Raw genomic sequence first — 22,365 nt, forward strand, 5'->3', positions numbered from 1 at the left:
ACGGGCCGTCCCGGCAACCCGCCGCCGGGGCGGTTCGTCGTTTCGCACATGACACACGAACTGGTAGCCGACCTGCGTCCGCTGCTCACCGCCGAGGCCCTGGCCGAGGCGCATGCCTCCGGGGGCGAGCCGGACGATCTGGAGCAGGCCGTCTGGCTCCGTCTGCTGGAGCGGCTGGAGAGCGACGGGCCGCCGCCGGACCCCCAGGGCTGGCTGCGCAAGGCCGTCCGCGCCGAGGCCCGCCGCACCCGCCGCACCACCCGCCTCGAACGTCCCTACGGCGCCGAGCCGGTGGACGACGACCGGCCCGGTCCCGAGCAGCTCGCCCTCAGGGCCGCCCGGCACCGCGCGCTGCGGGACGCGGTGCGCCGGCTGCCCGGCCGCTGCCCCCGTCTCCTGGAGGCCCTGCTCTCCCCACAGGACCTCACATACCGGGAGATCGCGGGGGAGTTGGGTATCTCACAGGGCGGTCTCGGCCCGGAACGCTCCAGATGTCTTGGTTGTCTGCGTCGTTTGCTCACCCCGGAGGTTGCTTCCCGCGAAGCGCGGGGATAGGAGTGGGGACGACAGGTGATCAGGTGAGCGGGAGGCGTGCGCACATGGGCATGAGCGTGACCATCTCGGTGGCGACCGAGCAGGACACGGAGCAGATCTTCAAGCTCCAATACCTGTGCTTCCAGAGCGAAGCGGCGCTGTACGGCAACTACCGCATCGACCCGCTCGTCCAGACGCTGGACTCCGTCCGTCAGGAGGTCGCCGCCGACTGCGTCTTCGTCGCCCGGCTCGGCGACGAGGTGGTCGGCTCCGTGCGCGGCAAGGTCACCGAGGACGGCGCGGCCGCCATCGGCAAGCTCTGCGTCCACCCGCGCCTCCAGGGCCACGGCATCGGCGCCCGGCTGCTGCGCGCGGCCGAGACGGCCCTGTCCGAGCAGCGCGGCGCCACCCGGTTCCGCCTCCACACCGGCCACCGCAGCGAGGGCAACCTCCGCCTGTACCGCCGCTCCGGCTACCAGACGGTGGGCCGGTCGCAGGGCGCCGACGGCGTGGAGATGATCGTGCTGGAGAAGCAGGCCGGTACGTACGCCCAGACCGCCTGAGCCGAACGCCTGGAAGCGGCGCGGGACGGCGCGCGGAGAGCGCGGCGCGTCCGCGCCCGGCCGGACCTCCTCAGCCGGCCCGGCGCTCCCGCGCCTTCCGCAGCCAGTACAGGGCGGAGAGCGGCAGGAGCACGGGGATGAACACGTAGCCCATGCCGTAGTCCGACCACACGGTGGCGTCGGGGAACGCGGACGGCTCGACCAGGGTCCACGTGCCCACGACCAGCACGCCCACGAGCTCCGCCGCGCAGCAGACCAGGGCCGCCCGGCGGGCCGTCTCGCCGCCGCGGACCAGCGTGTACGTGATGAAGCCGTACACCACGCCGGCCATCGCCGACAGGGAGTACGCCAGCGGCGCCCGGCCGAAGTCCGTCGCGATCTGGTAGGCCGACCGCGACACCGCGCCGACCACCATCACGCCGTAGAACCAGACGAGCAGCATGCCCGGCCCGCCGATCAGCCGGGCCGGCTTCTCCTCCACCGCCGTCACCTCAGCCTCCCCAGATGTCGTAGAGCCGTACTTCGAGCACCGCGAGGACCACGCCGCCCGCCGCGGCCGTCACCGAGCCCCAGCGCGTGCGCTCGGACAGGGACATGAACCCGGCCGCGGGGACGCACGCGAAGGCGCCGAGCAGATAGGCCACGAAGATCACCGTGCCCTGGTCCGGCTTCTCGCCCCGCGCCAGCTGCACGATCCCGACGACCAGCTGGATCACCGCCAGCAGCGACACCACGGCCATGCCGATGAAGTGCCAGTCCTTGGTCGGCTGGTCCCGGTGGGCGGCCCAGCCGCACCAGGCGGCGAGCAGCAGCGCGGCGACACCGGTCACCAGCGTCAGGGCATTGAGCATGCGGTGACCTTATTACGGCGGAATCGGGCCCCCGCCGCCGCCCCCGTCGTACGCCGTAGGGTCTAGACCATGACGATCCACGCACACGCCCTCCTGTTCGACAACGACGGCACCCTGGTCTCCTCCCTCGACTCCGTCGAGCGCTGCTGGACCCGCTGGGCCGGCGAGTACGGGATCACCGCCGAGCAGTTCGGGCGCGTGGAGCTGCACGGACGCACCGCGGTGGAGATAGTCGGCGACCTGCTGCCCGCCCACCTGGTCCCCGAGGCCGTCGCCCGCGTCGAGCAACTGGAGGTCGAGGACGTGCCGAACGGGGGAGTACGGCTGCTGCCCGGCACCCGGGACTTCCTGGACTCCCTGCCCGCCGACCGCTGGGCCGTGGTCACCTCCGCCACCGGCCGCCTCGCCGAGGCCCGCCTCGACGCCGTGGGCATACGCCCGAAGTCCCTGGTCTCCGCCGACGACGTCACCCGCGGCAAGCCCGACCCCGAGCCCTATCTGCTCGCGGCCCGCCGGCTCGGCGTGGACCCGGCACGCTGCGTCGTCTTCGAGGACGCCCCCGCCGGACTCCGGGCGGGCCGGGCGGCCGGTATGACCACCGTGGCCTTGGCCACAACCCACCGCGCGCAGGAGCTGGACGCCGACCTGGTGGTGAAGGACCTCTCGGCCCTGTCCGCACTGGTCACCCCCGCCGGAGTCGAGATCGCCGTCCGCCGCTGAGCCCACGCCCCGGGTGTCCGCCGCTGTCCACTATGCGGACAGCGGTCACCGGTCAGCACCGTACGTCTGCTTTACTGATCGCATGACCACCACGAGCAGCCGCATCCCTGCGACCGAGGCGACCACGACGCCCGGTGCTCGTCGTATGTGTCCGTGCCGAATGTGCGCCTTCTAGAGGGCCCCCGCACCACCTGAGCCTCGCGCCCCGAAGCGAGAGCCACGGCCTGCCCCGCGCCGATTCACGAGCGCGATCGCCGGCCGCCCCGCGCACGCGGCGTTCTCCCCGGTCGCACCGCCTCCGCGAGAACCGTGCCGCGTCCCTGAACGAACGCACGCAATGCACCCGTGCCAGGGCACACCCATGCCCCGCGCACTCGACAGTGACGGAAAACCCACGTGATCACCACCTCGGGCCTGACCAAGGTCTACCGCTCCCGCGGCCGTGAGGTCACCGCCCTCGACGGCGTCGATCTCCATGTCCGCGAAGGCGAGGTCTACGGCGTCATCGGACAGTCCGGCGCCGGCAAGTCCTCCCTCATCCGCTGCGTCAACCTGCTGGAGCGCCCCACCACCGGCACCGTGACCGTCGCCGGACAGGACCTCACCGCCCTGGCCGGCCGCGGAGCGCGCGCCGGCCGGGAACTTCGCCGGGCCCGCAGCAGCATCGGCATGGTCTTCCAGCACTTCAACCTGCTGTCCTCGCGCACCGTCCAGGACAACGTCGAACTGCCCCTGGAGATCCTCGGCAGGTCCGGCCGGGAACGCTCCCGCAAGGCCCTGGAACTGCTGGACCTGGTCGGCCTGGCCGACAAGGCCAAGGCCTACCCCGCCCAGCTCTCCGGCGGGCAGAAGCAGCGCGTCGGCATCGCCCGCGCCCTCGCCGGCGACCCCAAGGTGCTGCTCTCCGACGAGGCCACCAGCGCCCTCGACCCGGAGACCACCCGCTCCATCCTCCAGCTGCTGCGCGACCTGAACCGGCAGCTGGGCCTGACCGTCCTGCTCATCACCCACGAGATGGACGTCGTGAAGTCGGTCTGCGACTCCGCCGCCCTCATGGAGCGGGGCCGGATCGTGGAGTCCGGCACGGTCAGCGAGCTGCTGGCCACCCCGGGCTCCGAGCTGGCCGCCGCACTGTTCCCGGTCGGCGGCGAGGCCTCCGGTCCCGAGCGGACCGTCCTGGACGTCACCTTCCACGGCGAGGCCGCCACCCAGCCGGTCATCTCCCAGCTCTCGCGCACCTACAACGTCGACATCTCGATCCTCGGCGCCGCCATCGACACCGTCGGCGGTCTCCAGATCGGCCGCATGCGCATCGAGCTGCCCGGCCGGTACGAGGACAACGTGGTGCCGGTCGGCTTCCTGCGCGAACAGGGCCTGCAGATCGATGTCGTCGGCCACGAGGGCGCTGCGCCCCTGCTGGTCAAGGAGGGTGCGAAGTGACCTGGTCCGAGATGCAGCCGGTGCTGTCCCAGGCGTGTTGGGACACGCTCTACATGGTCGGCTGGTCCACGCTGATCGCCGTCGTCGGCGGACTCCCGCTCGGCATCCTCCTCGTGCTCACCGACCGGGACGGGCAGCTCCGCAACGTCGTGGTGAACAAGGTCATCGGGCAGATCGTGAACGTCGCCCGCTCGATGCCGTTCATCATCCTCATGGTCGCGCTGATGACCTTCACCCGGTGGATCACCGGCACCACCATCGGCCGCGAGGCCGCGATCGTGCCGCTCGCCATCGGCGCCATCCCGTTCTTCGCCCGCCTGGTGGAGATGTCCGTCCGGGAAGTGGACGGCGGACTCGTCGAGGCCGTGCAGTCCATGGGCGGCAGCACCTGGAAGGTCGTCCGCAGCGTCCTCGTGCCCGAGGCGCTCCCCTCGCTCATCTCGGGTGCCACGACCACGATCATCGCGCTCATCGGCTACTCGGCCATGGCGGGCACGGTCGGTGCCGGCGGCCTCGGCGACGTCGCCGTCCGCTACGGCTACCAGCGCTTCGAGACCGGCATGATGTGGATCACCGTGGCCATCCTCGCGGTCGCCATCTCCCTGCTCCAGGTCGTCGGCGACTTCGCGGCCCGCTCCCTGCACCGCCGCAGCGGCAGTTCCGGCGGCCTGCTCCTCTTCAGGCCCCTGCGCGGCGTCCTCGCCGGCCCGGCCGCCGCCGACGCGGTCGGCAAGAGCTGAGCACCGCTTTCTCCCCAGACTCCCCGTCCACCCGACACGGGGTCGCACCACCCATCAGGAAAGGCACTTTTCGTGCGTAACACCGCCAAGATCACCGCCGCCGTCCTCGCCACCGGAGCCCTCACCCTCGGGCTGACCGCCTGCGGCTCCGGCAAGGACTCCGCCTCCTCCGCCGACTACAGCGGCCCGCTGGTCGTCGCCGCGAGCCCGACCCCGCACGCCGAGATCCTCGACTTCGTCAAGAAGAACCTGGCGTCGAAGGCCGGCCTCGACCTCGAGGTCAAGGAGTTCACCGACTACATCACGCCGAACACGGCGACCGAGGACGGCTCCGTCGGTGCCAACTACTTCCAGAACCAGCCGTACCTCGACGACTTCAACAAGAAGCGCGGCACCCACATCGTGCCCGTCGTCACGGTCCACCTGGAGCCGCTCGGCCTCTACTCCCACAAGGTGAAGAAGACCGACGCCCTGAAGAGCGGTGCGACCGTCGCCGTCCCCAACGACTCCGTCAACGAGGCCCGCGCCCTGAAGCTGCTCGCCGCCAACGGGCTCATCACCCTCAAGGACGGCGTCGGCACCGAGGCCACCCCGGCGGACATCACCAAGAACCCGCGGAACCTGAAGTTCAAGGAGGTCGAGGCGGCCCAGACCGCGCGCTCCCTGGACGACGTGGACGCGGCCGTGATCAACGGCAACTACGCCATCTCCTCCGGCATCAAGCCCGCCAAGGACGCGCTGATACTGGAGTCCGCGAAGAACAGCCCGTACGGCAACTTCCTCGCCGTGAAGAAGGGCGACGAGAAGGACCCGCGGGTGAAGAAGCTCGCGAAGCTCCTCACCTCGCCCGAGGTCAAGAAGTTCATCGAGGACAAGTACCAGGGCTCGGTCATCCCGTCCTTCTGATGATTCCGGTCGTTCCGGCTCCCTGGAGCCGACACCAGGCGTGAACGGCGTTTCGCGACGCACGGGGTCCACTCCCTCACAAGGAGTGGACCCCGTCGTGCGGTTCAGGGGTTTCATGCTGCATGCTGGGCAGTTCAGCGGGGTCGCCCCCGACGGTCCTGATGGCCCATCAACGTTTTCCCGAAGGTTACGGAGCGGCGCATGACTAGCACCTTCCCCAACATCTCCATCAGCACGGAGCGGTTGGTGCTGCGTCCCCTCGACGAGGACGACGTGCCCGCACTTGCCGAGATGATGAACGACGAGCAGATCGCCGCCTGGACCGACGTCCCCCAGCCGTTCACCGAGGCCGGCGCCCGGCACTGGATCACCCAGTACGCCCCCGCCGAACGCGCCTCCGGCCACGGCCTCGACCTCGCCGTCACCGAGTTCCTCACCCAGCGCCTGGTCGGCATCGTCCAGCTCACCAAGACCGACTGGCGGATCCGCGCCACCGAGCTGTCCTACATCGTCGCCCCCTGGGCCCGCGGCGAGGGGTACGCCTCCGAGGCCGCCCTCGCCACCGCGCAATGGCTCTTCGGCGACCAGAAGTTCGAGCGCATCGAGCTGCGCACCGCCGCGGACAACACCGCCTCCCAGCAGGTCGCCCAGAAGATCGGCTGCATCAGTGAGGGTGTCCTGCGCAACGCCTGCATAGTCCACGTGCGCACCGAGGACGGCACCTGGACCGACATGCGCACCGACTTCATCGTGTGGAGCCTCCTCCCGGAGGACCTCGAAGGCACCGACGAGCAGCTCGCCGACACCAGCGGCTTCACCTCCTACTCCGACTGGAACTGACGCCCGCTGCGCCCGCGGGCTCGGCCCGGCCGCGCGTCCGGCCGCCCCACCGGGTAGTCTCACGAAGCCCGACCGAGGGCCCCTGGCCCTGACGACCTGCGCACATCTGGAGAAACACGACGATGGCCGACCGGGTCACGGTGATCGGCTGGGACGGCTCGCCGCTGACCGCCGCGGCACGCTCCGCCCTCGGCGCCGCCACGCTCGTGGCCGGCGCGGCCCACCATCTGGCGCTGCCCGAGGTCCCGCCCGCCGCCGAACGCATCCGCCTCGGCAGCCTCGCCCTCGCCGCCCGCCGCATCGCCGCGCACCGCGGCACCGCCGTCGTCCTCGCCGACGGCGACCCCGGCTTCTTCGGTGTCGTACGCACCCTGCGCGCGCCGGAGTTCGGCCTGGAGGTCGAGGTCGTCCCCGCCGTCTCCTCCGTCGCCACCGCCTTCGCCCGCGCCGGCATGCCCTGGGACGACGCCCAGGTGGTCGTCGCCCACCCGCGCACCCTGCGCCGGGCCGTGAACGTCTGCCGCGCCCACACCAAGGTCGCCGTCCTCACCGCGCCGGGCGCCGGCCCCGCCGAACTGGGCCTGCTGCTGGAGGGCGTCCACCGCACCTTCGTCATCTGCGAGGAGCTGGGCACCGAACGCGAACAGGTCAGCGTCGTCACCTCCGACAAGGCGGCCGACCACAACTGGCGCGACCCCAACGTGGTCATCGTCATCGGTGGAGCCGCCCCACCGGCCGGCCCGGCCGAGGGCGGCGGCTGGATCGCCGGCCGCGACCCCGCCACCGGCCCGCGCGGCTGGGTCCAGCCCGACGAGACGTACGGCGGCGGCCTCGGGGAGGGCGAGACGGAACTGCTGCGGGCCGCCCAACTCGCCCGTCTCGGCCCCCGCGTCGGCGACCTCGTCTGGGACATCGGCTGCGGGTCCGGCGCGTTCGCCGCCGAGGCCGCCCGCGCCGGTGCCGCCGTCATCGCCGTCGACCGGCTGCCGCTGGCCTGTGAGCGGACCGACGCGGCCGCGCGTCACTTCGGCGTCCAGCTCCAGGTGATCCACGGCACCGCCCCGCACGTGCTCGAAAACCTGCCCGAGCCCGACGTCGTACGGGTCGGTGGCGGGGGAGCGGCCGTCGTCTCCGCGGTCGCCGACCGGCGCCCGCAGCGCATCGTCACGCACGCCGCGACCCGCGACGCGGCGGAACTCGTCGGCCGTGATCTGACCGAGCACGGATACCGCGTCGAGTGCGCCCTGCTGCAGTCCGTCGAACTCGACACCCGGGCCTGGACGGAGACCGAGCGGAACGTAGCGTTCCTGCTCAGCGGGGTACTGCCCGATCGCGCCCCGTGATCCTGTTGTCGTACCGGCGCGGTAGGCTGGCCGATCGTTGTACCGCACCGGGTGGCCTGGACTTCGTTCGCCAATGTCCGGATCGCGCCCCCGTTTTGGGGTGGGTGCGGTACTGCGCAACCGGAGGACGCGCAACGTGGCGCAGTCCACAGCGGGCTGTCGCGGATCATGCTGTCGCGACGGCCGAACGGCCGGGACAATGCCACTGAATGGCTTTGTCGCCTTTTTTGGGCGGGTCGTTCGTGCCGCTGGGCACGGACGCTCGTTCTTCACTACGGGGCGGTCGGTGCGCCGTTCCGGGTGAGCTGGTCGTAGGAGCACTAACCGATGGGCGAGGGGTACGCATGACGGACACCGGCCAGGTCCCGGGCGAGGGGCAGCCGGAGAGCGCAGGCATGGTGGAACAGCCGGGCGTTCCCGCGCCCGGTGCGTACACCTACCTGTCCGAGGCGCCGGCCGAGGACGAAGACCTGCTGCTGCCGGGTGCCCAGGGCGCGTGGGGCAACGAAGTGCCGCCACCCGCTCCGGAGCCGGTGGTCGAGGCCGTCCACCAGCCGGGCCCGCACGAGACGGCGGGCCGGGACAGCGGCTCGGTCGACCTCAGCGGTGTCCGCCTGCCCAGCCCGGCCCCGGCGTCCACGGCGTCGTCGCCCATCCTCTCGACGCCGCACGACCCGGCGGCCGCCCAGCAGCAGGCGCGCCGCCCGCTGCACCTCGGCCCGCCGATCCCCGACGCCTCCGCGAGTCCGGTCCGCTCCCTCGCCGACCGCGGACCCGCCGGAGCGCCGGTACGGCAGCCCGGGCAGACCGCCGGTCCCGAGTACTTCGACGCGCAGCCCTTGCGCGACATGGCCCCGCAGAGCGCCGCCCCGTGGGGTGCCGCGCCCGCCGCCCACGAACCGGCCGACGCGGGCACGACGCCCGTAGCCGCGGTACAGGTCGGCGCGCAGGCACCGGCTGCCGAAACGGTTGACCCGGCCGCCGTCCCGGTGGCCGACGCCGCCGCCGAGCAGGCCGAGCAGGCCGAGCAGACCGGCGCCGCGCAGGCCACCATCGCCCGTCTCGCCACCCAGGCCGCCGCCCAGGCACCGGCCCAGATCGTGCACGGTCACGACGGCGTGCAGCCCGCCCACGGTCACGACGGTGTGTACACGGCTCCCCCGGAGCAGGGCCCCGAGGTCCCCGCCGCCGAGGCCGTGCCGGCGGCCGGCGCTCCCGGCGAGGTCGAGGTCGCCGCGGCGCCCGAGGCCGCGCAGGGCGGGCAGCCGGTCGACGGTGCCGCAGCCGCGCCGGAAGAAGAAGTCACGCCCGTCGTCGCCGAGGCCGGGCAGACCGCCGACGCGACCGCCGCCGCCGAGGCAGCCGTGCCGGTCCAGGAGGCGGGTACGGCCGAGCCGGGTCCCGTCGTCCAGGAGGTGGACGCCCGGGACGTGCCGGCCGAGGCGATCGTGCCCGTTCAGCAGACAGGTCCCGCTCAGCAGGCGGATCTCGCTCAGCAGGCGGATCCCGCTCAGCAGCCGGACGCCGCTCCGCGGACGGTCCAGCAGGTCGAGGCCCCCGAGCAGGGCGTGAGCGAGCAGGACGCCGACGCGGCGCAGGCTCCGGTGCACGCCGCGGCCGTCGTCGTGGCCGAACCCGCGGCGGCCGGTTCCGGCCAGGTTGCCGCCGAGGCCACCATCGAGGTCGCCGACGCTCAGCAGCCCGAGCCGCCCGCGGTCGCCGCCGAGGATGCCGCGCAGGCCGGGGAGCTGGAGGCCGACCCCGCCGCCGGGGTGGGAGAGCTCCCCGAGGCGCAGCACGCGGCCGAGCAGCCGGTGACCGAAGCCGTCGCCCCGCAGGTGACCGAGCCGGTGCCGGTACAGCCCGCCGAGCCGTCCGAGTACGTCACCCCCGTCGCCGTACCGGAGGAGACCGGAGCCGAGGAGACCGCGGCCGGGGCTTCCGTGCCGGAGGCTCCCGTGGCCGTCCCCGCCGAGGACGCCGTACCGGTCCCGACCGCCGTCGAGGCCCAGGGCGTGCCCGAGCCGCATTCCCACGTCGCCCAGGCTCCGCAGCCGGCCGGCCCCGTCGAGCCCGCCGCCGAGGCGCTGCCCACCGCGCCGCAGCCCCAGCCGTCGGTCGCCCCGGAGCCGCAGGCCCACCCCGACACCGTGGTCCAGGCCACCCCCGAGCAGGCCGTCGAGCCCGTCGCCCCGGCCGGCCCGCAGACGCTGCCCGCCGAGGAGACGACCGCGCACCTCGGAACGGCCGCCGCCATCGCGGGCGCGCACCCGGAAGCCCCCGAGCAGCCGGCCCCCGCCGACGCGCCGGCCGCGGAGGTTCCGCCGGCGCCGCAGCCGGAGCAGCCGCTCGGCCGGTTCGTGCCGGTGGAGGGCCAGGTGCCGACCACCCCGCACCTCGCGCCGACCCCGCCGCAGCCCCTCGTCCTTCCCGCGGACAGGCTCCAGGACCTCCAGGGGCCGCAGGAGCAGCCGGAGCCGGTCGCCGCCACGGTGCCCCCGCCGCGCGAGGGCGAGCCGGCCGTCGTACCGGCCGCGCCGGACGCCGAGCACCCCGATGTCGTACAGCACGCGGACGACCTGCGAACCAGGGCGGCCGACCAGGAAGAAAGCACGGCCGACGTGGCAGAGGCAGAGCGGTCCACCGGCCCGGCGGCGCCCGGCTACGACGACGCCGAACGCGAAGCCGTGCTCAAGGTCATGCGTGAGCGCCGCGACATCCGCAACGGCTTCCGCGGCGACCCGATCCCGCACGAGGTGCTGCTGCGCGTCCTGGAGGCGGCCCACACGGCGCCCTCCGTGGGGCACTCGCAGCCCTGGGACTTCGTCGTCATCCGGTCCGCCGAGACCCGGCGCACCATGCACGAACTGGCGATGCGGCAGCGCGAGGCGTACGCCAAGTCGCTGCCCAAGGGCCGGGCGAAGCAGTTCAAGGAACTGAAGATCGAGGCCATCCTCGACACCCCGGTCAACATCGTCGTCACCGCCGACCCCACCCGCGGCGGCCGGCACACCCTCGGCCGGCACACCCAGCCGCAGATGGCGCCCTACTCCTCGGCGCTCGCGGTGGAGAACCTCTGGCTCGCCGCCCGCGCCGAAGGCCTCGGCGTCGGCTGGGTCAGCTTCTTCGACGAGCGGGAGATGGTCCGCTCGCTCGGCCTGCCCGAGCACCTGGAGGTCGTCGCCTACCTGTGCGTCGGGTACGTCGACGAGTTCCCGGACGAGCCCGAGCTGATGCAGGCCGGCTGGTCCAAGCGGCGCCCCCTGTCCTGGGTGGTGCACGAGGAGACGTACGGCCGTCGCGCCCTGCCCGGAGAGGAACCCCACGACCTGCTCGCCGAGACCGTCGCACAGATCCGCCCGCTCGACGCCAAGGCGCTCGGCGAGGCGTGGGAGCGCCAGAAGCGCATGACCAAGCCGGCCGGCGCGCTCGGCATGCTGGAGATCATCTCCGCGCAGCTGTCCGGGCTGTCCCGGCAGTGCCCGCCGCCGATCCCGGAGCCCGCCGCCGTCGCGATCTTCGCGGGCGACCACGGCGTGCACGCCCAGGGCGTCACCCCGTGGCCGCAGGAGGTCACCGCCCAGATGGTGGCCAACTTCCTGGGCGGGGGAGCGGTCTGCAACGCCTTCGCCAACCAGGTCGGCGCCGAGGTGTGCGTCGTGGACGTCGGTGTCGTCGCCGACCTCCCCGCCACCCCGGGTCTGCTGCCCCGCAAGATCCGCGGCGGCACGTCCGACATGACCACCGGTCCCGCGATGACCCGCGAAGAGGCCAAGGCGGCCATCGAGGTGGGCATCGAGACCGCCCGCGACCTGGTGGCGGCCGGCAACAAGGCGCTGCTCACCGGAGAGATGGGCATCGCCAACACCACCGCGTCCGCGGCGCTGATCTCCGTCTTCACCGGCGCCGACCCGGCGGAGGTGACCGGACGCGGCACGGGCATCAACGACGAGACGCTCGCCCGCAAGACCGACGTCGTCCGCCGCGCCCTGGAGTTCCACCAGCCGGACCCGGCGGACCCCGTCGGCGTCCTCGCGGCCATCGGCGGCTTCGAGCACGCGGCCATGGTCGGACTGCTCCTCGGCGGCGCCTCGCTGCGTACGCCGGTGATCCTGGACGGCGTCAGCGCCGGTGCCGCGGCCCTGGTCGCCCGTGCCATCGCCCCCGAGGTCCTCGCGGCCTGCATCGCGGGCCACCGCAGCGCGGAGCCCGGGCACGTGGCCGCCCTCAACAAGCTCGGCCTGCGCCCCCTGGTCGACCTCGACCTCCGCCTCGGCGAGGGCACGGGCGCCCTGCTCGCCCTGCCGCTGGTGCAGAGCACGGCACGGGCCATGCACGAGGTGGCCACCTTCGACTCGGCGGGCGTCACGGAGAAGTAGCCGTCGCGCGACGGGGTGGTCCGGTGTTCAGCTGCCGGACCGCCCTGCCGTCCGCCGTGCCCACGGCATAAAATCCGCACGTCAGGGCCGCTCCGGAGTTGCAGCGCGCCCATCTCACCAGCGCGCCCGTCCCACAGCTGCACGAGGAGCCGTACCTCATGGCCGAACACCCCGCCTACCCCGTAGGCCTCCGCCTCTCCGGCCGTCGCGTGGTCGTCCTCGGTGGCGGTCAGGTGGCGCAGCGACGCCTGCCGGCGCTCATCGCCGCGGGTGCGGACATCGTGCTCGTCTCTCCCGAGGCGACTCCCTCCGTCGAGGCCATGGCGGACACCGGCGAGATCACCTGGGTGCGGCGGGGGTACGAGGACGGCGACCTCGCCGACGCCTGGTACGCCCTCATCGCCACCAGCGACCCGGACGCCAACACCGCGGCCTCCGCCGAGGCGGAACGGCACCGCGTCTGGTGCGTCCGCTCCGACGACGCCGACCGGGCGACCGCCTGGACCCCGGCGACCGGGCACAGCGAGGGCGTCACCGTCGCGGTGCTCACCACCGACGCGCGCGGCCGCGACCCCCGCCACACCGCCGCCATCCGGGACGCGGTCGTGGAGGGCCTGCGCGACGGCACGCTCGTCGCCCCGCACCACCGCACCCGCACGTCCGGCGTCGCCCTGGTCGGCGGCGGCCCCGGCGACCCCGACCTGATCACCGTCCGCGGCCGCCGGCTGCTCGCCGAGGCGGACGTGGTCATCGCCGACCGGCTCGGCCCGCGCGACCTGCTCGCCGAACTCCCCCCGCACGTCGAGGTGATCGACGCGGCGAAGATCCCGTACGGCCGCTACATGGCCCAGGAGGCCATCAACGACGCGCTGATCGAGCACGCCAAGCAGGGCAAGTCGGTCGTCCGTCTCAAGGGCGGCGACCCGTTCGTCTTCGGCCGGGGCATGGAGGAGGTCCAGGCGCTCGCCGAGGCCGGCATCCCCTGCACGGTGGTCCCCGGCATCTCCAGCTCGATCTCGGTACCGGGCGCCGCGGGCATCCCGGTCACCCACCGGGGCGTCGCCCACGAGTTCACCGTGGTCAGCGGGCACGTGGCCCCCGACGACGAGCGTTCCCTGGTCGACTGGCCGTCCCTGGCCAAACTCACCGGCACGCTGGTGGTGCTGATGGGCGTGGACAAGATCGGGAAGATCGCCGAGACCCTCGTCGCGCACGGCAGGTCCCCCGGCACGCCGGTCGCCCTGGTCCAGGAGGGCACCACGGCCGCCCAGCGCCGGGTGGACGCCACCCTCGCCACCGTCGCCGATACCGTACGGACCGAGGACGTGAAGCCCCCGGCGGTCATCGTCATCGGCGAGGTCGTCCAGGTCGGCCCCGGCACTCCCGCCTGACTCCCGGGCCGCGCGCGGCTCGATCACGCGTAACCCCGGGTAACCCACCCGCTCCCAGCCGTTGGCACCACACCCAGGACAAGGCAGTATCACCCTGTGGCCGATCTCATCACCGTCGACGACCCCGACGACCCCCGCCTCTCCGACTACACGGGCCTGACCGACGTCGAGCTGCGCCGCAAGCGCGAACCGGCCGAGGGCCTGTTCATCGCCGAGGGCGAGAAGGTCATCCGCAGGGCCAAGGAAGCGGGCTACGAGATGCGCTCCATGCTGCTCTCGGCCAAGTGGGTCGACGTCATGCGCGACGTCATCGACGAACTCCCGGCCCCGGTGTACGCCGTCAGCCCCGACCTCGCCGAACGCGTCACCGGCTACCACGTCCACCGCGGGGCCCTCGCGTCCATGCAGCGCAAGCCCCTGCCGACGGCCGCCGAGCTGCTCCGCTCGGCCCGCCGGGTGGTGATCATGGAGTCGGTCAACGACCACACCAACATCGGCGCGATCTTCCGCTCGGCCGCCGCCCTCGGCATGGACGCGGTCCTGCTCTCACCGGACTGCGCCGACCCGCTGTACCGCCGCAGTGTCAAGGTCTCCATGGGCGCGGTGTTCTCCGTGCCGTACGCCCGGCTGGAGACCTGGCCGAAGGGGCTGGAGTCGGTCCGCGAGGCGGGCTTCACCCTGCTCGCGCTCACCCCTGACGAGAAGGCCCGCAGCCTCGACGAGGCCGCCCCGCACCGGATGGACCGGGTGGCGCTCATGCTCGGCGCCGAGGGTGACGGGCTGTCCACCCAGGCCCTGGTCGCCGCCGACGAATGGGTCCGCATCCCCATGTCCCACGGCGTCGACTCCCTCAACGTGGGCGCCGCGGCAGCCGTGGCCTTCTACGCGGTGGCGACCGGCCGGCCGGAGTCCTGAGCCGCCCCTCCGGCGCTCACCTGCCGAGATCCAGGCCCGGCGCCGACCCGGCACCGCCGGCCGTCGGCACACCGCCGTCGAGCGGCCCGGAGCTTTCGAGCGGCGTGGCGCCGTCGAGCGGCGCGTGGCTCGGCTGCGCCTGCCGTCGGCCGCCGTCACCGCCGAGCCCGCGCGCCGGACCCTGGCAGCCCTGCGCCACCGCGATGCCGAGCGCCACGAGCAGCGTCACCACCACGAACACGAACAACCGCTGCCGCAGCAGCCGCGGGTTGGCCGGCCGCCGCCCGGTGCCCGTCGCGCGCTGCTGCCCCGGACGCCGCGCACCACCGCGCTGAGCGGGACGGCTGCCGGTGTGGGAGCGCGCGCCACCGCCGCGCGGCGCCGGAGTCGTACGGGCGCCACCCGGGCGGGAGGCCGGGCCTCCGCCCCGTGTGCCGCCACCCCGGGAGGGCACCCCGCCCCGTGACGGAGCGCCGCCGCGGGCCGGGACACCGCCACGCGGCACCGGAGTATGGGGAGAGGCGCGCCGCTGCTGGTCCGGATAGGTGTCGGTGAGCCGTCCGGTGGGCCGGTCCGCCTCCTCCGCGCGTGGCCCCGGTGGCCTCGCGTCGGCCAGTCCCTGCGCCTCCCGGGCGGCGATCTCCTTCAGCCGCAGCGACAGCTGCAGGGTGCTCGGCCGGTCCTCGGGGTTCTTCGCCAGGCAGGCCCGCACCAGCGGGGCGAGCGCGTCCGGCACGCCGTACAGCTGGGGCTCCTCGTGCACCACGCGGTACAGCATCACCTCGGAACTGCCGTGCCCGAAGGGGGAGTCACCGGTCGAGGCGTACGCCAGCGTCGCGCCCAGCGAGAAGACGTCCGTCGCCGGGGTCACCGCCGCGCCGCGCACCTGCTCCGGGGCGAGGAAGCCGGGGGAGCCGACCGCGGTGCCCACGTGGGTGAGCGTGGAGGCGCCCGTGGCCCAGGCGATGCCGAAGTCGATGATCCGCGGTCCCTTGGGGGACAGCAGGATGTTGGAGGGCTTGAGGTCACGGTGGACGACACCGGCCTCGTGCACGGCGACCAGCCCCTCGGACAGGGCGGCGCCGATCGCCGCCGTGTCCGCGGCCCCGAGCGGCCCCGCGTCGGCGACCTTGTCGTGCAGGGAGGGGCCGGGCACGTACTGGGTGGCGAACCAGGGCCGCTCGGCGTCCAGGTCGGCGGCGACCAGCCGGGCCGTGCAGCCGCCCCGGATCCGCCGGGCCGCCGAGACCTCGCGCGCGAACCGGGACCGGAACTCCTGGTCCTCCGCGAGATCGGGCCGGATCACCTTGAGCGCGACCCGCTGGCCCTTCTTGTCGGACCCGAGGTAGACCACGCCCATTCCGCCCGCGCCGAGCCGTCGGTGAAGCCTGAACGAGCCGACGACGCGCGGGTCCTCGCGCCTCAGGCGCATCATCGCCATGTTCATCCCCGCTGCCCGGTCCCTGTGACGTGGCACAGCTTACGTTTCCGTGGCCGCCTGCGCGCAGAGGCCGCGCCCTCGGGGCCGAACGGATTGTGGCCGCCGCACGTGCCACGTGAAAAGCGGTCAGGAACCCGTAGTGCACGCCGGCCTTGAGCGGGCCGAGTGAGCAACGGGGCGGCAGCAAGGGGAGGTTGGGATCACGGCGGCGGTGAGTCGGCGGGGTGGGGCGCCCGCCGCCGGACCGACGCGAACGGTTCGGCGAACCGCGCCCGAAGTGGATCACGCGTCTCCTACGGCCCCCCTCCCGCCCCCGGTGCGAGTGATCGAAGTCACTCCGTCCGGCCCGCCGGACGGATCCGACATGACGGGACACCGAGGGTGCCCCCTCGGGGAAGACCCCGAGACGCATGACCGCGTCTCCACCCTGGGGAGTACCTCGCGGGTCGTGGCTCATCCTCCGGGAGGCCCGCCAATCGGTACGAAGGCATGACGCCCCGGATCGGCCCCACGCCTAGATTTGAGGTCAAGCGGCGGGTGCAGCACTCGTCCCCCGAGGTCGGTCACCCGCCGCTTGCCGAGAACCACACAGACGGTCAGGAGAGGGACCATGGCCCACACGGCACCGCGACGCACGACGTTCGCCCCACGCCGGACGGGCCGTCGCCACCCCCTGGTGGCGACACTCATGGCCCTTCCCCTGGCGGCCCTGCTCCTCCTCGTCTTCGACGGCTGGGAGACGGTGGCCACACAGGCGTCGTCCGTGGGTGCGATGCTGGGGCGCTGAGCGGCGACCCCAGGCCCGGAAGAGCGGTCCGGGCGGGGACATCCATCCATGAAACCCCGTGGGGACGGGGGTGCGGCGGACGGCACGAATGCCGGCGCAGCTGGGAAGCTGCGCCGGCATTGCGCCGTTCCGGCCCCGGCCGCGGGCTGCCGTGCGGCTGGGGCGGCACGGGCGGCCGCAGCGGCACCCCGCGAGCACGGGCGGCCCGAGCGCCGCCCGACAGCAGTACCGGTCACCGCGCGGCCTTCGTCGGGTGTCGGCGCAGCGGCACCGGTCACCGCACAACCCGCGCCAGGTGTCCGCCCAGCAGCTAGGGTCACCACACAATCGCGCCAGGTGTCCGCCCAGCGGTTCCGGTCACCGCGCGGCCCGCGTCAGCGTCCGCGCAGCGGCACCGGTCGCCACGCAGCCTCGCCAGGTGTCCGCCCAGCAGCTCGGGTCACCGCGCAACCCGCAGCACCGGAGCCCGTGCGCCCCGCGCCCCCGCCCGCGTACGCTCACCCCGCACTCCCGCCCGACCCCGAGGGACCCGTGAGCCTCCTTCCCGCACTCACCGCGCAGGCCGAAGCCGCCGCCCACCGCCACACCGGCGCGGCCGCCTGCGCGTGCGGCGCACCCGTGACCCTCGCCGACCGTCCCGACGCCACGGTCGTCCGGCACGCCGGCACCGTCGCCAAGGCCCATGCCCCCGACACCGAGCCCGCCGAGCTGGACCTCCGCCTGGCCGTGGCGGCGCGCCTCCCCGACGTCCTTCTCGCCCCGCTCACCCCCGCCCCGGTTCCCCTGCGCGACCGCCTGGTGACGTTCTGGCCGTACGGCGCCCCCGTCGACCCGGACGACCCCGACGCGGCCCCCTGGGAGGCCGCCGCCACGCTGCTGGCCCGCCTGCACGGCACCGATCCGCTTGCCCCGGGGGCCGGCGGTCCGAGCCCCGGCCGCCCGGTGGGCCCCGGCACCGCCCTGCCCCCCATGCGGGGCCCCGTGAAGGCCGCCCGTGCCGTCCGCCGGCTCCGCACCGCCCTGCGGGGCAGCCCCCACGAGGCCGCCGCCCACGCGGCCGGCGCACCCGTGCTGCGGGCCTGGACCGGACTCCCCGCCTGGGCCAGGGCGGAGGTGCCCATGCCCGGACCGGCCGCCCTCTGCCACGGCGATCTCCATCTCGGCCAGCTCGTCCGGCACCCGGCCCCCGACGGGCCCTGGCGGCTCATCGACGTGGACGACCTGGGCGTCGGCGTCCCGGCCTGGGACCTCGCGCGCCCCGCCGCCTGGTACGCCTGCGGACTCCTCCCGCCCGACGAGTGGACCCGCTTCCTGACCGCCTACCGGCGGGCGGGCGGCCCGGCCGTGCCCCCGGACGGCGACCCGTGGGCCGCCCTGGACGTCCCGGCCCGCGCGCTCACCGTGCAGACGGCCGCCCTGACGATCACCAAGGCGCTCGCCGCGGACCGCCCGCTGGACGAGGTGGAGCAGGCCCTGGTCGACGCCTGCGAGCGAATGACGTCCGTCCCCCGCCAGTTGACCCCCGGATTGTCGGACTAGGCTGCAACCGCCCGGGGCCGGACGGAGTCTGTCCTGGGGAAACACGAAGCACGACCGACCGGCGAGGAGTTGAGCCGACCATGCAGTGTCCGAAGTGCCATGCGCCGATGCACACCTACAACCGCAATGGCGTCCAGATCGAGCAGTGCAGCGGCTGCCGCGGCATCTTCCTCGACTACGGCGAGCTGGAGTCGCTGACCCGCCTGGAGTCCCAGTGGACCCAGCCCGCGCCGCCGCCCCCGCCGGCCCCGCAGGCGTACCCGGCCGCTCCCTCCGCGCCCGCCTGGGGAGCACCGCACGGCGGCGGTCACCACGGCGGCGGCCACGGCCACTACGGGCACCACCGTCACAAGAGCTTCGGCCACATGCTCTTCTCCAGCTGAGCGCGCACGACGAAGCCCCCGGCCGTACGAGACGGCCGGGGGCTCCGGTGTGTGGACGATACTGGGATTGAACCAGTGACCTCTTCCGTGTCAGGGAAGCGCTCTCCCGCTGAGCTAATCGTCCGCGGGCTGTGACCCTGGAGTCACAGTCGGTGCGCGATACTGGGATTGAACCAGTGACCTCTTCCGTGTCAGGGAAGCGCTCTCCCGCTGAGCTAATCGCGCGGGGTGCGGATCTTCGAGAAGACCCTCGGACCTTCGAAGAAGATCCAGTGGACGATACTGGGATTGAACCAGTGACCTCTTCCGTGTCAGGGAAGCGCTCTCCCGCTGAGCTAATCGTCCTTGGAGGTGGAGACGGGATTTGAACCCGTGTAGACGGCTTTGCAGGCCGTTGCCTCGCCTCTCGGCCACTCCACCAGGAGTGTAGGGGATCGGGATGACCCCTTCTTCCTTCGAGCGGACGACGAGGCTCGAACTCGCGACCTCAACCTTGGCAAGGTTGCGCTCTACCAACTGAGCTACGTCCGCCTGTCGTTTCGGTCCGCTTCCGCGTCCCGGCGACGTGTTGAACTCTAGCGGATTCCCGGGCCAGTACAAAAACGCGTTTGCGCAGCGTGCTGCGGTGCTTCCGGCGGACCCCGTGGTCAGGGCCCCCGCCGGGACATCCCCGGGCCACCTGTCCGACACCCGACCTAGACTCGACCATGTGCTCCACCACCCTTCCGGCCCCGCTTCCCGGCTCTCTCCGCTGGCCCGCTTCGGTGACCGCGTCGCCACCGGCCTCCTCGATGTCACGAGCGATCCGGCCGCCCTGGACTCCACCGGTTTCTGGGCCGTCTGCGCGGACTTCGAGGGCCGCCTCACCTGCGCCCGCTTCGCCGACGTACGGGAGGAACCGGTGCCCGCGCCGGTGCCGGGCGGCTGGCGGGGACCGGCCGTGGGGGAGTGGACCACCTCCCTGGACCGCCCCGCGTACACGGCCGCCGTCCGCCGGATACGCGAGCACATCGCGGCCGGCGAGGTCTACCAGGCCAACCTCTGCCGGGTGCTCAGCGCGCCCGTCGCCCCCGACGCCGACGTGGACGCCCTGACCTCGCTGCTCGCCCGCGGCAACCCGGCGCCGTACGGGGGGACGATCCGTCTGCCGGAGCACGGCGTGGAGATCGCCACCGCCTCGCCCGAACTGTTCCTGCGCCGGGACGGCAGGGTCGTGGAGTCCGGCCCCATCAAGGGCACCGGGCGCACCGAGGCGGATCTCCTGGAGAAGGACTACGCCGAGAACGTGATGATCGTGGACCTCGTCCGCAACGACATCGGACGCGTCTGCGCGACCGGCAGCGTCTCGGTGCCCGACCTGTGCGCGGTGGAGAAGCACCCCGGCCTGGTCCACCTGGTGTCCACGGTCCGGGGCGAGCTGGGGGAGGACGCCGGATGGCCCGAGCTGCTCGCGGCGGCCTTCCCGCCCGGTTCGGTGACCGGTGCGCCGAAGTCGAGCGCGCTGCGGATCATCGAGGCCCTGGAGACGGCCCCGCGCGGTCCGTACTGCGGCGGCATCGGCTGGGTGGACGCCGACCGGGGCACCGGCGAGCTCGCGGTCGGCATCCGGACCTTCTGGATCGACCGGGCCGAGGGCGTCCTGCGCTTCGGCACCGGCGCCGGCATCACCTGGGGGTCGGACCCCGACGGCGAGTGGCGGGAGACCGAGCTGAAGGCGTCCCGGCTGCTGGCGGTAGCGTCGGGGACGTACGAGGAGAGCGGAAGGGCGTTCGCATGAAGATCTGGCTGGACGGCGAGCTGCGGGACCTGGAGTCCGCGCGTGTCTCCGTCTTCGACCACGGACTGACGGTCGGCGACGGCATCTTCGAGACGGTGAAGGCGGTCCACGGCAAACCCTTCGCCCTCACCCGGCACCTGGACCGGCTGACCCGGTCCGCCCGTGGCCTCGGGCTGCCCGACCCCGACCACGACGAGGTGCGCGAGGCCTGCGCGGCCGTCCTGGAGGCCAACCCGATGCCGCTCGGCCGGCTGCGGATCACCTACACCGGCGGCCACGGCCCGCTCGGCTCCGACCGCGGCGAGCACGGCCCGACCCTGTTCGCCGCCGTCGGCGAGACCACCCGCCGGCCGGACGTCACGGCCGTGATCACGGTCCCGTGGACGCGCAACGAGCGGGGCGCCCTGACCGGCCTGAAGACCACCTCGTACGCCGAGAACGTGGTCGCCCTGGCCCGCGCCCACCAACACGGCGCCTCCGAGGCGCTGTTCGGCAACACGGTCGGGCAGCTCTGCGAGGGCACCGGCTCGAACGTCTTCGTCGTCCTGGACGGCGAGATCCACACCCCGCCGGTCGCCTCGGGCTGTCTGCCCGGCATCACCCGCGCCCTGGCGATCGAGTGGACGGGCGCCAGGGAGACGGACCTGCCGCTGGACGTGCTCGACCGGGCCGACGAGGTCTTCCTGACCTCCACCCTGCGGGACGTGCAGGCGGTGCACCGGGTGGACGACCAGGAGCTGGACGGCGCCCCGGGCCCGGTGACCGCCAAGGCCATGCGGATCTTCGACGAGCGGGCCGGGCAGGACCTCGACCCCTGATCCCGGCGGGCGCGGGAGGGGCGTCACCGGGCCCGTGAACCGGCAGTGGCGCGCGAACGCCCTTTCCCGGGGCGGAAAACGAGCTGACGGGACCGGCCGGTGCGGGTAGAACACCAGTGATGACCACGACCCTGCGGCCGAACGAGCCGCTCCGGCACCACCCCGACGGGACCCGTTCACGCCGTTTCCAGGTGTGTGTGAACAGCCGTCCCGTCGGCGAGATCCATCTCGGCACCTCACTCTCCCTCGGCGCCTCCGTGGCCCGCGTCCTGGAGCTGCGGGTCGAGGAACCGGACCGGCGGCGCGGCCGGGGAACGGTGGCCGCGCTCGCCGCGGAGGAGGTGGCGCGCGGCTGGGGCTGCCGGCAGATCGAGACGGTCGTCCCCGCCGCCGCGGAGGCCGCCCTGCGGCTGTTCGACACCCTGGGGTACACCGTGCGCAACCGGGGCATGGAGAAGCGCCTCGGCACCACCCCGCCCGAACTGCCGCCCGGCAGCCGGGCGCGGCCCATGACGGGGGCCGAGTTCGAGGCGTGGCGGGAGCACGAGGGCGAGACCTACGCCCGCCAGTGGATCGAGCGGGGCGTCCCCGAGGCCGTGGCCCGCGCCAAGGCGGCCGACGACCACGCGCGGCTGCTGCCGCGGGGCCTCGCCACCGACGGGGTGGTCTTCAGCGCTCTGGAGCACGACGGGACCCCTGTCGGCACGCTCTGGCTGGCCCTCCAGGAGGCCGCGGCCTTCGTGTACGACGTCCGGATCGACGCGGTGTACCGCGGCCGGGGCCACGGCCGCACGCTCATGCTGCTGGCCGAGCGCCAGGCGATCGAGGCCGGCCGCCCGGTCCTCGGCCTCAACGTCTTCGCGGGCAACACCCCGGCCGAGCGCCTGTACGCCTCACTCGGCTATGAAACGGTGACCCACTCCCTCGCCAAGCCTCTGCTGTAGGCCCCTGCCGCCGACGGCCCACGGCACTGCGCGCGGGCCACGACGCCCGGAGCT

General features: G+C 73.5%; 20 protein-coding genes and 5 tRNA genes. 17 read left to right on the plus strand and 8 right to left on the minus strand.

What is annotated here, in order from left to right:
• Positions 1-48: 48 nt before the first annotated feature.
• Both BLW57_RS31415 and BLW57_RS31420 read left to right on the plus strand, forming a co-directional pair.
• On the plus strand, positions 49-555 hold the full coding sequence (locus BLW57_RS31415) for an RNA polymerase sigma factor (RefSeq protein WP_093479133.1): 507 nt from the start codon (positions 49-51) through the stop codon (positions 553-555).
• Between the two features lie 44 nt (positions 556-599).
• A complete protein-coding gene (locus tag BLW57_RS31420) occupies positions 600-1,097 on the plus strand; it encodes a GNAT family N-acetyltransferase (RefSeq protein WP_093479134.1) in 498 nt (165 codons plus the stop codon).
• Positions 1,098-1,167: 70 nt separating this feature from the next.
• Here BLW57_RS31420 and BLW57_RS31425 read toward each other — a convergent pair whose 3' ends face one another.
• A complete protein-coding gene (locus BLW57_RS31425; protein ID WP_093479135.1) occupies positions 1,168-1,587 on the minus strand; it encodes a hypothetical protein in 420 nt (139 codons plus the stop codon).
• Position 1,588: 1 nt separating this feature from the next.
• The gene (locus BLW57_RS31430) at positions 1,589-1,948 is read right to left on the minus strand and encodes a hypothetical protein (protein WP_093479136.1); all 360 of its coding nucleotides are present in this window, start codon (positions 1,946-1,948) and stop codon (positions 1,589-1,591) included.
• Positions 1,949-2,017: 69 nt separating this feature from the next.
• Here BLW57_RS31430 and BLW57_RS31435 point away from each other — a divergent pair, with 69 nt between their 5' ends.
• The 9 genes from BLW57_RS31435 (at position 2,018) to BLW57_RS31475 (ending at position 14,622) form a co-directional block, all read left to right on the plus strand.
• Positions 2,018-2,668: an HAD family hydrolase gene (locus BLW57_RS31435; RefSeq protein ID WP_093479137.1), complete on the plus strand. Its 651-nt coding sequence runs from the start codon at positions 2,018-2,020 to the stop codon at positions 2,666-2,668.
• 396 nt (positions 2,669-3,064) lie between these two features.
• Positions 3,065-4,108 carry a methionine ABC transporter ATP-binding protein gene (locus tag BLW57_RS31440; protein ID WP_093479138.1) on the plus strand — a complete coding sequence of 348 codons (1,044 nt, stop codon included), beginning with the start codon at positions 3,065-3,067 and terminating at the stop codon, positions 4,106-4,108.
• Positions 4,105-4,848, plus strand: coding sequence for a methionine ABC transporter permease (locus BLW57_RS31445; RefSeq protein ID WP_093479139.1), 744 nt, complete (start codon positions 4,105-4,107; stop codon positions 4,846-4,848). The genes BLW57_RS31440 and BLW57_RS31445 overlap by 4 nt, the downstream gene beginning before the upstream one ends.
• Before the next feature lie 72 nt (positions 4,849-4,920).
• Positions 4,921-5,754 (plus strand): MetQ/NlpA family ABC transporter substrate-binding protein, encoded by an 834-nt coding sequence (locus BLW57_RS31450; protein ID WP_093479140.1) that lies wholly within the window; start codon positions 4,921-4,923, stop codon positions 5,752-5,754.
• Positions 5,755-5,955: 201 nt separating this feature from the next.
• Positions 5,956-6,594: a GNAT family N-acetyltransferase gene (locus tag BLW57_RS31455; RefSeq protein ID WP_093479141.1), complete on the plus strand. Its 639-nt coding sequence runs from the start codon at positions 5,956-5,958 to the stop codon at positions 6,592-6,594.
• 122 nt (positions 6,595-6,716) lie between these two features.
• Entirely contained in the window at positions 6,717-7,937 is a 1,221-nt protein-coding gene (cbiE, locus tag BLW57_RS31460; protein ID WP_093479142.1) for a precorrin-6y C5,15-methyltransferase (decarboxylating) subunit CbiE, read from the plus strand.
• Positions 7,938-8,281: 344 nt separating this feature from the next.
• Positions 8,282-12,316 (plus strand): nicotinate-nucleotide--dimethylbenzimidazole phosphoribosyltransferase, encoded by a 4,035-nt coding sequence (gene cobT / locus BLW57_RS31465; RefSeq protein ID WP_093479143.1) that lies wholly within the window; start codon positions 8,282-8,284, stop codon positions 12,314-12,316.
• A gap of 158 nt (positions 12,317-12,474) precedes the next feature.
• Complete coding sequence (cobA, locus tag BLW57_RS31470) at positions 12,475-13,707, plus strand: uroporphyrinogen-III C-methyltransferase (protein ID WP_093479144.1); 1,233 nt, start codon at positions 12,475-12,477, stop codon at positions 13,705-13,707.
• A 96-nt stretch (positions 13,708-13,803) separates the two neighbouring features.
• On the plus strand, positions 13,804-14,622 hold the full coding sequence (locus BLW57_RS31475; RefSeq protein ID WP_073899513.1) for a TrmH family RNA methyltransferase: 819 nt from the start codon (positions 13,804-13,806) through the stop codon (positions 14,620-14,622).
• Between the two features lie 16 nt (positions 14,623-14,638).
• Here the strand turns inward: BLW57_RS31475 and BLW57_RS31480 are convergent, their stop codons facing one another.
• Positions 14,639-16,069, minus strand: coding sequence for a serine/threonine-protein kinase (locus tag BLW57_RS31480; protein ID WP_176985791.1), 1,431 nt, complete (start codon positions 16,067-16,069; stop codon positions 14,639-14,641).
• Between the two features lie 604 nt (positions 16,070-16,673).
• Here BLW57_RS31480 and BLW57_RS41575 point away from each other — a divergent pair.
• From BLW57_RS41575 to BLW57_RS31495, 3 genes are all read left to right on the plus strand, one after another.
• The gene (locus tag BLW57_RS41575; protein ID WP_023552040.1) at positions 16,674-16,850 is read left to right on the plus strand and encodes a hypothetical protein; all 177 of its coding nucleotides are present in this window, start codon (positions 16,674-16,676) and stop codon (positions 16,848-16,850) included.
• 531 nt (positions 16,851-17,381) lie between these two features.
• Positions 17,382-18,389, plus strand: a complete 1,008-nt coding sequence (locus BLW57_RS31490; RefSeq protein WP_218138119.1) for a phosphotransferase family protein — start codon at positions 17,382-17,384, stop codon at positions 18,387-18,389.
• Positions 18,390-18,469: 80 nt separating this feature from the next.
• Positions 18,470-18,772, plus strand: a complete 303-nt coding sequence (locus BLW57_RS31495) for a TFIIB-type zinc ribbon-containing protein (protein WP_073899509.1) — start codon at positions 18,470-18,472, stop codon at positions 18,770-18,772.
• A 52-nt stretch (positions 18,773-18,824) separates the two neighbouring features.
• On the opposite strand, the gene BLW57_RS31500 is transcribed toward BLW57_RS31495, so the two are convergent.
• The 5 genes from BLW57_RS31500 to BLW57_RS31520 form a co-directional block, all read right to left on the minus strand.
• Positions 18,825-18,896 (minus strand) — tRNA-Val (locus tag BLW57_RS31500).
• A gap of 29 nt (positions 18,897-18,925) precedes the next feature.
• A tRNA-Val gene (locus BLW57_RS31505) sits at positions 18,926-18,997 on the minus strand.
• A 48-nt stretch (positions 18,998-19,045) separates the two neighbouring features.
• Positions 19,046-19,117 (minus strand) — tRNA-Val (locus BLW57_RS31510).
• A gap of 1 nt (position 19,118) precedes the next feature.
• Positions 19,119-19,192, minus strand: a tRNA-Cys gene (locus BLW57_RS31515).
• A gap of 38 nt (positions 19,193-19,230) precedes the next feature.
• Positions 19,231-19,303 (minus strand) — tRNA-Gly (locus BLW57_RS31520).
• Positions 19,304-19,481: 178 nt separating this feature from the next.
• Here BLW57_RS31520 and BLW57_RS31525 point away from each other — a divergent pair.
• From BLW57_RS31525 to BLW57_RS31535, 3 genes are all read left to right on the plus strand, one after another.
• On the plus strand, positions 19,482-20,549 hold the full coding sequence (locus BLW57_RS31525; RefSeq protein ID WP_093479147.1) for a chorismate-binding protein: 1,068 nt from the start codon (positions 19,482-19,484) through the stop codon (positions 20,547-20,549).
• Positions 20,546-21,367 (plus strand): aminotransferase class IV, encoded by an 822-nt coding sequence (locus BLW57_RS31530; RefSeq protein ID WP_093479148.1) that lies wholly within the window; start codon positions 20,546-20,548, stop codon positions 21,365-21,367. Before BLW57_RS31525 ends, BLW57_RS31530 begins: the two co-directional genes overlap by 4 nt.
• Positions 21,368-21,486: 119 nt before the next feature.
• Positions 21,487-22,311, plus strand: a complete 825-nt coding sequence (locus BLW57_RS31535) for a GNAT family N-acetyltransferase (protein WP_093480983.1) — start codon at positions 21,487-21,489, stop codon at positions 22,309-22,311.
• The last annotated feature ends 54 nt before the right edge of the window (positions 22,312-22,365 follow it).

The organism is Streptomyces sp. 1222.5 (genome assembly GCF_900105245.1).
Lineage (GTDB): Bacteria > Actinomycetota > Actinomycetes > Streptomycetales > Streptomycetaceae > Streptomyces > Streptomyces albidocamelliae.